The following is a 12988-nucleotide window of genomic DNA, read 5'->3' as shown; positions in this document are numbered from 1 at the left end:
TGTGTGTCACGACTCACGCAGGATTGCGGCTAAAGGCGGAGCGCAGCAATCCTAATCCTGCCAGTACAAAGATCCCAGACACTACCCGCTCAACCCAATGCGCCACCTTCTGGTAGACGTTCATCACGCCGTTGATTGAAAACAACAGGGAGTACATCCCATTCACCAAAAAGCCGACCAGCATACAAGTCAGCACCGCCGTGACAAGAAACAACCCATCACTGCTTGAACCCATTCCAACCGACAAAGCCGCCATCCATGCCACCACGGTTTTAGGATTAGAGGAATTTAAAACCACGCCACGAACAAACCATTTTCGGTATCCCACTTCTTGGTTATCGTTTGTGGATACCGTCGCGGCGGCGTTAAAGGATGATTTAAAAGAAAGATAAGCCAGCCATAGAAGATAAACGCCACCCACGATTTTTAGCAGCATGAGTAAATACACCGACCCTTGCAGCACCACACCCAAGCCACTGGCGGCGACAATGCCCCAAAACAGCAGCCCAATGGACAACCCTGCGCCGTAAACAAGGCTGACTTTTCGGCCCTTACTCATGGCGATGGTTGCATTGGAGATATTCGCCGGCCCCGGGGAGACCGCGACAACAAAAAATGCGAACCCTATTGAAACGAGTGATAAAACGTCAGTCATCCTTGCTCCTTATTATCGATGTTGTGTTTAGAGTGGTTTTTCTTGTTTTAGATTTTAGAGAAGCTGCCGTACTCATCTTCCTGAGCCTTCGACGGCTAGCTGCTAATACACCACGAGTGGTAGGTGTTACTTATTACCTGTACCAAGGTTACGTTTTTTCATATACGCCGCCAAGGCGATATCATTTGGATGCGTGCTGTCACTGAGTGCGGCGAACACGCCTGTTTGATCGTCCGATTTTCGATGTTGGCCCAGCTTTTCCTTTGCATGAATGTCGTCAACAACAATTTTAAAGCCCACGACTGACTGGCGCAGTTTCGCTTGATAATCGCTTGGCATCGTTTCCGGTGCATCAAGCAGACCAGGTTCATACTTCGCGACAAGCTGCTTCATTGCCCATTCGTTTTCTTTGTCACTCAAAAGCTTTAAGACACCGTAACAATGCACAGCCGCATAATTCCATGTCGGCACGGCGGGCTTTGTCTTATACCACGATGGTGATACATACGAATGCGGCCCATTAAAGATAACCACAACACGCTGATTTTCCGTTACTTTCCAATGTGCGTTAGCCTTGCCAAAGTGCCCATAAAGACAGCCTAACGCCCCTTCCTCTGCTTCATAGACTAAGGGTAAGTGTGTTGCATTCAAATCATTAGAAACGAGAACGCCAAAGCCATAATCGGAAATGAACGCCTTAATTGCGCCCTCGCCAGTCATTTCCATATTCTTGGGTATGTGCATATTCTCCTTCTTGTGTAAGCCTGCTTTTCCGCGAGTGCGAACATGTTTTAAACTTTTTAACTCGTTCCCACGCTCCTGCGTGGGAATGTATATGGATTTTGAATCATAAACAGGCTTCGCCACATGCTCACCGAACTGCACTTGACCTCTTTTCTAACACTAGCGGACAGCGTCAATACCTTTAGCGAGCAAGCCAGTTCAATGCTCTAGGTAGCATAATGTTACACTGGTTATGGTGCTGTTTGTGTTTGAATAATAGCAAGAGCTAGATATGCATTCCCACGCTGGAGCGTGGGAGCGATAAAATACGGTCGAATACTGTAGTATTTACAAAGTAGTATATATAATCTTTCTACTCGACATCATTTAACTTAATTGAAAGTTCAGACCAATCATCAAAATTTGTTTTTTTAGGAATATCCCAATTACCATCACCATAACAGCATATATTATTTATGCCAATATTATGAATGGATGAGCAGGCTTCAAATAATGAGGGTAAAACGTCCCAAAGAGCCTCAATCACGCAAAAATCAGGAACAGTACCGTCATGAACTAAATCATTACGTGTAGTACGAGCAGTAGAAAGAGTCTTATGGCATCTTTTGGTAATTATTTTTGAGAGCCTCAACATCTGCTGCTTAGCCCAAATATTTTTTAGTTGCCTTTTCTGAGCTAAATGACTATGGCAACGTTGTAGTCTCGGTGACCAAGCATTCATCTTTAGGTACTGTTCTTTCCATAGGAAATCAGTAAGCTGTTCTACAACTATCCAAAGATTATTTAATGCATCACTATTATTCCGATGGATCAATGCTGTGTAAGCATTTAAAAGGAAAAATGGCGAAAAGTTGTAAATTTCCTTAATGATTTTTTGCCCTTGACAAAATGCCTTCTTAATATCTTCCACAAACAACACTCGAGGGTTTAACAAGTTTTTTCGTTCACTAACTGACGACCAATTTAATCTTAGTTGTGTATGAATAGATGGTGTGTAAGAAAAAAGTCTAACTTTATCCTGTAAAAATCCAATTGAAAGTGCATTCGAGTGAAGCACCTCTGTATGGATACCACCTAATAAAAGACTACACTGAATTTCATTAAGCTTTTCAATTCCATCAGATTTAGTCGGAAAGTCATCACATTGAGGTACAGCTATTGCTCCATCATAACTAATCAATGCAGAAATTCCCATTGATGAATCGATAGGAATTTTAGCAACAATCTCCCCTAACTTGTTACCATCATAAGAATTATTATTTATATCATCTAAAGAGATGCCTAATCCAGAATTTTTATTACGATAAATAAAAGAATATGGTGATATATAAGCCATCCAAGCAGGGTTATAAGAAGGAACACTGGAAGTAGGTTGTTCATATTTCATAAGCGAGCTTTCCCTTTTTATCCAATCTCATTGATACCAAACATGCGAATCATCAGGCTTGAAAAATACTTTATCAGATAAGGTCTTAGGAATATTTCTATTGCCAATATCTTGAGCATTTATTTTATTATCAAACGTATAAATTTGACCTGCCTCTGTATTTTGATAATATTTCATTTTCCTCCAAAATTCATCGCTAACATTAATATACATGAGCACACAGATAGTGGTCAGACCGTATAACGCCTTGCTAACAAGCGACAACGCGATGCCACTTAACTTAAATATTGTGCCATAAACACAGAGTTGAAATTGGGACTTAAGTCGCCAAGCGTTAGGAGTCTTTGTTAAGCAATTTGTTATATTTTTTCACGCACTAAGTTAGCTACATCAACTGCAGCGCCACCTGATTTGAAACTGCGACCTAGATCGTATGCCATGTTCTCTAATGGCGCATTGTCATAGCCGTGTTCATTGATTTCTTGAACGTACCGCTTCAAAAAGCCTTCTCCACCTAGCTGCTCCCATTGAATTGTGTGCATGAGTTCGTGAATATGAATTTCTAAGTTTTCTTGATGCTGGGGTTTCATAAAGTACATGTGTTTGTAGGTGATTGCCCCACAATCCATATCAAGAAAATCACCTAAACCAATATGGCGTAGTTCGGGAATGTCAGGCTTCGGGATTACGTCCGTTACAACAAACTTGCATTTAGCTAAGTATTCTGGAGAGTAGTAGCCTAAGAAAACATCTGAAAACTTACTGCAGCATTGAGCTTCAATTTCGTATTTAGAAACGATGCTATCAATCCACTTATCAAACTGCTTGATTGGCATATTACCCCCGTAAAATATAACGCCTTTATATGCATTGGTTGAGGTAGAAATTGAAATCAATTACATGTGAATCGAACACATTTTGTGACATATATATAATTTTGCTAGCTTCTTCTAATACTTGTTCAGCTTGGTTACCACTAGGACGTAGTGCCTGTTTATGTGCTATTTTATTTCTAATTCTATGAATTTCCGTATTGTAAAGAGCGGTTGCTAAACCCTTGTAAGCATCGATGGAGTTAGTAATAGCTTCTTTTTTACACGTACTCTGTTTTTCTGGCAACGATGAAACATAATTTAATGAATCTTCTAATGTAAGTGGTTTCGAATCGAGCAACATATAATTGATTAGAAAATTTACCTGACACTGGAATCCATACTTTTTCGTACGCTTAGCATAAATCTCAATCAACTCATTTAACTTGTTTAGTTCATTTGGATTTGTAAATTTCTTGTAAGCCAGTTCAAGCAACAGAAGCTGACTAATATGATTCTCCACCGCCTGTACGGATACTATAACACTAAGCATATAGGATTTTATATCAATCAGCCTCTCAGCTTCCATAAGAAGCATTTCACTGGGAGAATTGATTAAATCGTTACCAATTTCAAACTCCAATCTGCATTCGGAGTTTTGACATGTAACTTGCATCCGAGAGATTCGATTAAAAGTCTTTAGATCATCTCTACGATTAAAAATATTTGAATGCTGACAAACAGGACAATCAGCATAGAAGTTTTCGTAATTTGTTTCCATTAACTTAGATTTCATAACAACCCCAAGATCTCTGAATGCATATAACGCCGCCAGCAGAGGCGCAGCTACGCTGCGTCCTGCTGACTGGCCTTGTTAAGTTGCGGGAAGTAAACATCTACATCATTAATGTACAATCTTAAAATATCTCCTCGCCTAACCTTAGTATGTTTGTGACCAAGATCTTTGCGGATAGCAAATAGAAAGTCTTCTACTGTAGCTAGCATTCCAGCAGTATCACCATTTTCAGCTAAAGTACCCAGCATTTCTTTAAAGTCACCAAATGCTTTGATAATGTCTTTTGAACCCCAGATAACCAAATCGCGAGTAGTATCAGCAAAAAATGCGATCATTTCTTTTTCTGTGGGTTGCGCTTTACCTAACTTTTCAGAAAAGGTTATTAAGAATATGAACTCTATGATATTTTCGTAAATTGGTATTTTCTTTTCTCTTAGTTGGTTTTCAATATCTACTTTGTGTTCTTGCTTCTTTGAAAAAAGTACCGAAACTACTGATACCAATACAGTTGCAGAAGCCGCAAGCATTCCCGCCCCTAACTTGGGGTCAACGGATTTAAACAATAAAGCAACTGCTACTAGTAATTCATAGCCGCCCCAAACAAGGAGCCCTAGGATTACCAGTCCGAAAATTGGTTGCATTACTTTTATAAAATTTTTCATAATTCCCTATTTAGCAACTTAACGCCGCCTTAAGCAGACAAAAATAGTTGGCTACACTTGTGAGGCACGAAACAAAGCCAACTGTTTTTGTTCCGTTTAAAGGCCTTGTTAGCTGTGTGGTTACGGGATATCAAATATTGCTTGCCAGTCACAAGGACTACCGCCATGGTAAATACTTTCATCATCTTCAAATTCTTCGTCGTTGTCCCAAGCTCCAATATAGTCTTCGGTTTGCCCTTCTGTCATTGTACACCTGAGGTTTGAAGGGTAAGGACCTTTGCGCCTTATGTAATCAAGGCGATAAGAATCATAACGGTCGTAGAACTCGATTCCTTCGATGTTAACATTAACAATTTTATCTATATCAGAGTGATGAACAATAAAGTCTTTGGGATCTGCATTTTTCTTAACTGACGCCTCCAATAAAACCGAATTAAAATGAGCTAGTTCAACTAATATTGTACAAATTTTATTTACATCGTAACTATTTTCTAGGTTTGCATCCCCACTTGCAGGTGCTCTGTATGAAATTAATTCCCTTTGTGCTTTAAGAAGCTTACATAAGTCTTTTAGCTCTTGAGCTTCAGATTTATTAAAAAGGGCTAGCCAGTCGCTAGCTAAATTAATTGCCTTAGTGTGGGAGATTTCAATCAACTTCCCATCATCCCAGTTTTGACTTGGTAATGTGTAAACGACACATCACAACAATGATAAAACCGCATAATATTCAATATATGGCTTTACAATTCTCATGTTCTTTTCTTCTGCGTACTCTGCATTCTTTAGAAGAACCGTAGCATTTAAGATCATGTTTGTTGCAAAGTACGTTCGACAAGTCCACTCTGAATTTAGATCTTTATTCCAACCTTTAGTTACATCTGCATATTGCTTTAATATACGGTTGGATATCTTATCCAGTTTTTTAACATCAGCAATTTCTTCTAACTCTCTAAAAGAGTAAAACCATTCTCTATTTTGAAAACTCATCAATACTCCATGAAACGGCTAACATTGTATTAGCGCGCGCACTCACTTCCCCAAAACCGTTATACGCGCCTTTTCTTTCTTAAGTTACTGTTATTAATAGTATCTATCGCTTTTACTGTCTGTGTCTTCCCCGCGAAAGCGTGCATCCTCTTTGGCTTTCTACTCGATAAGCGGGTTAACTATCCAGCCTTTCCCACGCTACCGCCCGCCGGTTTTGGGCACCCGATAGGCCATTTCCCTTTTTGTAGTAAGGATTAGCCTAACAGAGGCGTGATAACGTTTTCATTCCCTAATGTCCAAAATGTTAGCTAGCGCTAATTCTGTGAGATTGCTTCGAGGATTTGGCCGAGATCTTGCGGGCGTGTTGGTTGGGTCTAAAAAGCCAGTCGGGGCTGCCATTTTTTGTGGATGCTTCCAAAAAACGTGCAACTGGTGTTTTTTTACGCAAAATTAATCTTTATTTCACTAAATTTGTACAACAAAGTGTGATTAAGGTTGGTATAATTTTCACCACATTAACCCCCTGCACGCTCTGTCGGACATTTGTGCTGTGAATATAGACGTCAATAACCTCCTGCTCCAAAACGATATTTTACTCCTTTTTGTGGTTCTCGCCCTCGGCCTCGCGGTCGGAAAGATCAAAATTGGTAGTGTGCAACTCGGCGGATCCATCGGCGTGTTGTTCACCGCGATCATTTTTGGCAACGCGGGGTTCACCTTCTCGCCTGATACCCTCAGCATCGGCTTTATGCTGTTTATCTACTGCGTGGGCATTGAGGCGGGGCCGAACTTTTTTGGCGTCTTTTTCCGTGACGGAAAATCATACCTATTGCTTGCCTTGGCGGTGTTACTCAGTGCCATTGGCTTAACCCTGTTCTTCCAAAACCATTTGGGGCTGGATATCAGCATTGCCACCGGGATGATGGCCGGCGCGCTCACTGCCACCCCGGTATTGGTGGGCGCGAAAGATGCACTTAACTCCGGCTTAACCGGCGCGGAAGGCGAACAGCTGGGGATGATGATTGATAACCTCAGTGTCGGCTATGCCATGGCTTACCTCACTGGCCTGGTGAGCTTGATTGTGCTGGCCAAATTGATGCCGAAGTTGCAGCGCCATAATCTTGAGCACTCCGCCCAACAGATTGCGATTGAGCGCGGCTTGGGCAGCGAATCACAGCGTAAGGTCTATTTACCCATTATTCGTGCGTATCGGGTCGGGCCTGAATTGATCGATTGGATTGATGGCCGCAACCTGCGTGAGCTGGGTATTTATCGCCAAACCGGCTGTTATATCGAGCGTATTCGCCGTAACGGCATTTTGGCTAACCCCGATGGGGATGCCATTTTGCAGCAAGGCGACGAGATTGCCTTAGTAGGCTACCCCGACAGCCATGCGCGGCTGGACCCTAGCTTCCGTAACGGTAAAGAAGTGTTTGACCGCGATCTGCTCGACTTGCGCATTGTCGAGGAAGAAATCGTGGTGAAAAATGACAGCGTGGCGCAGAAAAAGCTGTCGGATTTAAACTTGTCGGAATACGGCTGCTTTTTAAACCGAGTGGTGCGCGCTCAGGTTGAGATGCCGATGGACCAAGGAATTATCCTCAACAAAGGCGATGTGCTGCAAATCAGTGGTGAGAAAAGCCGCGTAAAAGGCTTGGCCGACCGCATCGGCTTTATTTCGATTCATAGCCAGATGTCGGATTTGCTCGCCTTTTGCTGCTTCTTTATTTTGGGGCTGGGCTTAGGGATGATCACCCTCACCTTCGGCCAAGTGACCTTTGGCCTGGGTAATGCCGCTGGCTTGCTGTTGGCGGGGATCAGCCTCGGCTTTTTACGTGCCAACCACCCCACTTTCGGCTATGTGCCCCAAGGGGCGCTGAATATGGTGAAAGATCTTGGCCTCATGACCTTTATGGCTGGCATTGGACTGAGCGCCGGTAGCCGGCTATTTGATTATATCGCGGACATGGGCTTTTCGGTGATCTTGGCCAGCATTGTGATCAGTGTTATCCCAGTGATTGTCGCCTATTTGATTGGCGCGTATGTGCTGAAGATGAACCGCGCGCTCTTGTTTGGCGCGATCATCGGGGCAAGAACCTGTGCGCCGGCGATGGATATGATCAATGAGCATGCCCGCAGTACTATTCCTGCCTTGGGCTACGCGGGCACTTATGCGATTGCCAACGTTATTTTGACCTTAGCCGGCACCTTGATGATTATTTTGGTGTAACGTCACGCTGGAGACGGTCGCTGAGTCAGCCAAAATTCAGTTTATTAAACCTATAATAAAGGCGTCCACCTCGGGCGCTTTTTTGTTTTACAGGGGCTTTTATGCAGGTTCTTATTATTGAAGATGACTCGATTTTAAGTCATCACCTGAACACCGAACTCAGTGAACTCGGCCACCATGTTCGCTGCGCCAGCACTGCCAGCGAAGGGCTTTATTACGCTGACCAATACCCCAATGATATTGCCATTGTTGACCTTGGTTTGCCCGATCAAGATGGGATTAGCCTGATTCGTGATATTCGCGCCAAAGGGCTGCGCCTGCCGATTTTGGTGCTCACGGCGCGCGCCAATTGGCAAGATAAAGTCACGGGGTTAGATGCCGGCGCGGATGATTATTTGGTAAAGCCGTTTCAAAAGCCGGAACTGGTGGCGCGATTAAACGCATTGGTGCGTCGCAGTGCCGGTTTTGTTAAGCCCACTATCACCGCTGGCGATATTGAGTTAGATTTGTTGGCGAAATCGGTCACCGTCAACGGGCAAGCGCTAGAGCTCACCGCCTTTGAGTATGATTTGTTTGAGTACCTGATTCGTCACAGTCGCGAAGTGATCTCCAAGCAACGCTTGCTCGATGTGCTGTATCATGACCAAGATGGCGACCCTAACACCATTGAGGTGATGATCAGTCGTCTACGTAAAAAGCTGATCCAAACCGGACACGACAACCCCATCTCGACCGTGCGTGGCCAAGGCTACCTGTTCGAGATCCAAGCTGAGTAAACCATGAAACTAGGCCAACTTACCCTTTGCCAATGTCGCCCCCGACTGCGCACCCGCGTACTCGCCACCTCCATTGGCATTATTCTCCTTTTCTCGATTGCGCTCGCGGCCTTGATTAATAAGCTGTATCAGCAAAATTCAATGGCGGCTTACTCGCGCGATCTGGCCTCACAAATTCCGATGGTGATGGCGCAGCTCAGTAAAGACGGGCTGATCCGCGCTGACCAGCTGACAGCTTGGATTCAATCGCTTGACCCGTCCAGCAGCGATTATATGTCGGTGCTATGTACACCCGATAACCACACGCTATGGACCTCGCGCGATGTGCAAGCGTTTAATATCGACGATATCTGTACACATATTCCCAACGAAGCGAAAAAGCCGCAGTACCTTTCCATTGCTGGCTTTAACGTGGTGGCGCAACGGCTTTCATCAGAAAAACAACCCGGTGATAGCGAAAATCGGCTGTTTGTGCTGCGCAACGTCGACAAACAAAAACAACAGTTAGCCGATTTAGAAGCAGAGACGTGGTTTTACATCAGCCTGCTGTTTGTCTCGGCGTCGGCACTCGTGGTCGCCGCCTGTCATTGGAGCTTTTCTCCACTGCGCCGCTTGGCCAGAGAGCTGATCGCGATTACTGAATCACGCCAGCAAACACTGGATAACGATTACCCTGATGAGCTGCAAGATGTCACCCAAGCGCTTAACCGGATGATCACCCAGCGGGAAAAGCAAAAATCCCGTTATCGCCACGCCATGGATGATTTGGCACACAGCTTAAAAACGCGTTTATCCGCCACCAATGCCCTGCTCGATGATAATCATCTGTCGCGCGAGCAGCTGAATAAGCGGATTTTGGAGCAGGTCAGCCAGATGGATGACATGGTGCAATATCAGCTCAAACGCGCATTGGTGGGGCAATGTGGACTGAAACGCGAAGATAGCCCACTGACCGCACCGATTGATAGCCTGACCGGCATGTTAGATAAAGCCTATCGCGATAAACCCGTGAAAGTAGTGCGAGCGTTTGATGAAAGTGCCTCTTTGCCGGTGCACCGCAGTGATTTGATGGAGTTACTCGGTAACTTGCTGGAAAACGCCTATCGCTTTTGCCTTGAAACGGTTCAAATCCGGCTCGACGATCACGGCGAAGTGTGGCAATTGGCGATTGAAGACGATGGCCCCGGGGTACCAGAGCAATATCGGGAAAGCATATTCCAGCGTGGGGTGCGTGCCGATCAGCTCAATCCTGGCACTGGCATTGGATTAGCAGTGTGCGATGAAATCATTGCCAGTTACGATGGCAACATCCACGCCAGCGACTCCCCGCTGCAAGGAGCGGCCTTTGTGCTGACCATTCCTAAGCGCTAAGCCAGACGGTCAGCTTAAGCGCGACGCCAACAAACAAGCCGGTGCTTTCGCGCTGCCACCAGCAGCAACCAAAAAACGCAGCCCAAATTGTGGCTGCGTTTTTATGAGTAGGTAATAGGCGTGAATGCGTTTGCTCAGTGCCCGTTTTATTCTTCTTCCGGGTCGGCGAGCAAGTCGTCTTTGGCCGCCATCATGTACTGATACATCGACCAATAGGTTAGGCCTGCCGCGGCGTACAGCGCAATGTAACCTAACCATTCAATCCAAGGCGCGCCATGCCAAAGCAGCATGGTCAATGCAAACATTTGCGAGCCGGTTTTAAATTTCCCCACCCATGAGACCGCGACGCTGGCACGTTTGCCGATTTCTGCCATCCACTCGCGCAGGGCTGAAATAATCACCTCACGCGCAATCATGGTTGCCGCCGGAATCGTGATCCAAATAGAGGCGTAGTGCTCAACAATCAGCACCATGGCTATCGCCACCATCACTTTGTCGGCGACGGGATCGAGAAAGGCACCAAAACGGGTCGATTGCTTTAAGCGACGCGCTAAATAGCCATCCAGCCAATCGGTGGCGCCAGCAATCACAAAAATCAATGCTGCCGCAAATGGCGCCCAAGCATAAGGTAGATAGTAGGCAACAACAAAGACCGGAATAAGCGCAATGCGCAAAAAGGTCAAAATGGTAGGTATATTTAGACGCATGCTCAGCTTTTTATTTTAGGATTAACTGGGTTATGGTGCCCCATTGCCACTAACCTTGCAATGAGGAATGAATTTTCTCTGCCAATGTGGCGCTGATCCCGGGCACCTTGGCGATTTCTTCAACACTGGCGTTTTTCAGCTCTTGAATACCGCCCAAGTATTTCAGCAAGGCCTGGCGACGTTTAGGGCCTACGCCATCAATTTGGGTGAGCACACTTTGCTTGCGCGCTTTGCCCCGTGCCGCGCGGTGTCCGGCAATGGCATGATCGTGACTTTCATCTCGAATATGTTGGATAAGGTGCAGCGCCGGTGAGTCGGCGGGCAGCGAAAACTCCTCGCCCGAGACCTTAATCAAGGTTTCAAGCCCCGGCTTACGGCTAGTGCCTTTGGCCACCCCTAAAATGAGCGGGTTAATCGGCCAATCAGCAATCAGCGGCTTAAGCACCTCCCAAGCACGGCTAAGCTGGCCCTTACCCCCGTCAATCACAATGATATCGGGGATTTTTTCTGGCTCGACTTGTTTGCTATAACGGCGCGTCAGTACCTGAGCCATCGCGGCATAATCATCGCCGCCGGTGATCCCTTCAATGTTGTAACGGCGATACTCTTTTTTCAGCGGCCCATCTTGGTTGAACACCACGCAGGAGGCGACCGTTTTCTCGCCCATGGTGTGGCTGATATCAAAGCACTCCATCCGCTTAACCGGCTCTAAGCCCAGGGTTTCTTGCAGCGCTTGGTAACGATTCTGGATGGTCATCCGATGGTTGATCTTGCTGGTCAAAGCAGTGCGGGCATTGGTGTTGGCCAGCTTCAAAAAGCGGGCTCTGGCCCCGCGCGGGCGGCTTTGTAGGCGCACATTGCGACCGGCTATTTCACTCAAGGTATTCGATAGCCAACCCAGATCATCACCGATATCGTCAGAAATCAGAATATGGCTGGGAATGGTGCACCCTTCCGCTTGCGCCAGGTAAAACTGGCTGACAAAACTTGAAACCACTTCACCAGGGTCGGTTTCTGCCGGCATCTTAGGAAAGTGGCTTCGACTGCCCAGCACTTTGCCTTGGCGCAGGAAGAGCACATGAATGCACGCCACCCCGTTTTCTAATGCAAAGCCGATAACGTCGATATCATCATCGCTGTCTTGCGAGACAAACTGCTGCTCTTGTACGCGGCGCAACGCTTGGATTTGGTCACGATATTCCGCCGCTTTTTCAAATTGCAGCTGTTGGCTGGCGGTTTCCATTTTGGCGACCAAGCTGTCGATCACTTCGCGGTCTTTGCCTTGTAAAAACATACGGGCAAAATTGACTTGCTCGGCGTAGTCATCATCACTAATCAGCCCTGGCACACAAGGGCCAGAGCAGCGACCAATTTGATACATCAAGCAAGGCCGGCTGCGGTTGGCATACACCGAGTCTTCACACTGGCGAACCGGGAATATTTTCTGCAATAGGTGCAGGCTTTTGCGCACTGCATTGGCATCAGGAAAGGGACCAAAGTATTCGCCCTTTTTCTTTTTCGCGCCGCGGTGGATCGCTAGCCGCGGATGCTCGTGAGCACTGAGGTAGATATAGGGATAAGATTTATCGTCTCGCAGCAACACATTGTATTTGGGGCGATGCTGCTTAATCAGGTTGTGCTCAAGGATCAGCGCTTCGGTTTCGGTGTGGGTCACCGTCACCTCTACATCGGCGATGTTACGCACCAAGGCTTTGGTTTTCTCACTGGAAACCTGGACCCGAAAGTAGCTGGCTAGGCGTTTGCTGAGATCTTTGGCCTTACCCACATAGATAATCTCACCCGCGGCGTTCATCATGCGATAAACGCCGGGCTGGTGAGGAACGGTTTTCAGAAAATTTTT

14 protein-coding genes are annotated in these 12988 nt (G+C 46.0%); 3 read left to right on the top strand and 11 right to left on the bottom strand.

Going from position 1 to position 12988, the window contains the following annotated elements:
* Positions 1-13: 13 nt before the first annotated feature.
* The 9 genes from WN56_RS00490 to WN56_RS00455 form a co-directional block, all read right to left on the bottom strand.
* Positions 14-655, bottom strand: a complete 642-nt coding sequence (locus WN56_RS00490; protein WP_046073112.1) for a LysE family translocator — start codon at positions 653-655, stop codon at positions 14-16.
* A gap of 126 nt (positions 656-781) precedes the next feature.
* Positions 782-1540 carry an FMN-binding negative transcriptional regulator gene (locus tag WN56_RS00485; RefSeq protein WP_197075716.1) on the bottom strand — a complete coding sequence of 253 codons (759 nt, stop codon included), beginning with the start codon at positions 1538-1540 and terminating at the stop codon, positions 782-784.
* Between the two features lie 211 nt (positions 1541-1751).
* On the bottom strand, positions 1752-2786 hold the full coding sequence (locus WN56_RS00480) for a hypothetical protein (protein WP_046073111.1): 1035 nt from the start codon (positions 2784-2786) through the stop codon (positions 1752-1754).
* Between the two features lie 27 nt (positions 2787-2813).
* Complete coding sequence (locus WN56_RS16825; protein WP_156146645.1) at positions 2814-2963, bottom strand: hypothetical protein; 150 nt, start codon at positions 2961-2963, stop codon at positions 2814-2816.
* 182 nt (positions 2964-3145) lie between these two features.
* Positions 3146-3622: a hypothetical protein gene (locus WN56_RS00475; RefSeq protein ID WP_046073110.1), complete on the bottom strand. Its 477-nt coding sequence runs from the start codon at positions 3620-3622 to the stop codon at positions 3146-3148.
* 25 nt (positions 3623-3647) lie between these two features.
* Positions 3648-4394: a hypothetical protein gene (locus WN56_RS00470; RefSeq protein WP_156146644.1), complete on the bottom strand. Its 747-nt coding sequence runs from the start codon at positions 4392-4394 to the stop codon at positions 3648-3650.
* A 50-nt stretch (positions 4395-4444) separates the two neighbouring features.
* Positions 4445-5056 (bottom strand): hypothetical protein, encoded by a 612-nt coding sequence (locus WN56_RS00465; protein WP_046073108.1) that lies wholly within the window; start codon positions 5054-5056, stop codon positions 4445-4447.
* Positions 5057-5176: 120 nt separating this feature from the next.
* On the bottom strand, positions 5177-5710 hold the full coding sequence (locus WN56_RS00460) for a hypothetical protein (RefSeq protein ID WP_046073107.1): 534 nt from the start codon (positions 5708-5710) through the stop codon (positions 5177-5179).
* Positions 5711-5755: 45 nt separating this feature from the next.
* Positions 5756-6043, bottom strand: a complete 288-nt coding sequence (locus WN56_RS00455) for a hypothetical protein (protein ID WP_046073106.1) — start codon at positions 6041-6043, stop codon at positions 5756-5758.
* 550 nt (positions 6044-6593) lie between these two features.
* Between WN56_RS00455 and WN56_RS00450 the strand changes: the two genes are divergently transcribed.
* The 3 genes from WN56_RS00450 to WN56_RS00440 all read left to right on the top strand — a co-directional run bounded on the left by WN56_RS00450 (position 6594) and on the right by WN56_RS00440 (position 10420).
* Positions 6594-8273 (top strand): aspartate:alanine antiporter, encoded by a 1680-nt coding sequence (locus WN56_RS00450; RefSeq protein WP_046073105.1) that lies wholly within the window; start codon positions 6594-6596, stop codon positions 8271-8273.
* A 101-nt stretch (positions 8274-8374) separates the two neighbouring features.
* Entirely contained in the window at positions 8375-9049 is a 675-nt protein-coding gene (locus tag WN56_RS00445) for a response regulator (protein WP_046073104.1), read from the top strand.
* Between the two features lie 3 nt (positions 9050-9052).
* Positions 9053-10420 carry an ATP-binding protein gene (locus WN56_RS00440; protein WP_046073103.1) on the top strand — a complete coding sequence of 456 codons (1368 nt, stop codon included), beginning with the start codon at positions 9053-9055 and terminating at the stop codon, positions 10418-10420.
* A gap of 146 nt (positions 10421-10566) precedes the next feature.
* Here WN56_RS00440 and pgsA read toward each other — a convergent pair whose 3' ends face one another.
* Together pgsA and uvrC are read right to left on the bottom strand one after the other, a co-directional pair.
* Positions 10567-11127 (bottom strand): CDP-diacylglycerol--glycerol-3-phosphate 3-phosphatidyltransferase, encoded by a 561-nt coding sequence (gene pgsA / locus WN56_RS00435; protein WP_046073102.1) that lies wholly within the window; start codon positions 11125-11127, stop codon positions 10567-10569.
* A gap of 49 nt (positions 11128-11176) precedes the next feature.
* A complete protein-coding gene (gene uvrC, locus WN56_RS00430; protein ID WP_046073790.1) occupies positions 11177-12943 on the bottom strand; it encodes an excinuclease ABC subunit UvrC in 1767 nt (588 codons plus the stop codon).
* Positions 12944-12988 lie beyond the last annotated feature (45 nt).

The sequence above is a fragment of the Salinivibrio sp. KP-1 genome, assembly GCF_000968645.1.
GTDB lineage: Bacteria > Pseudomonadota > Gammaproteobacteria > Enterobacterales > Vibrionaceae > Salinivibrio > Salinivibrio siamensis.
This window is presented reverse-complemented; position numbering and strand designations above follow the sequence as displayed.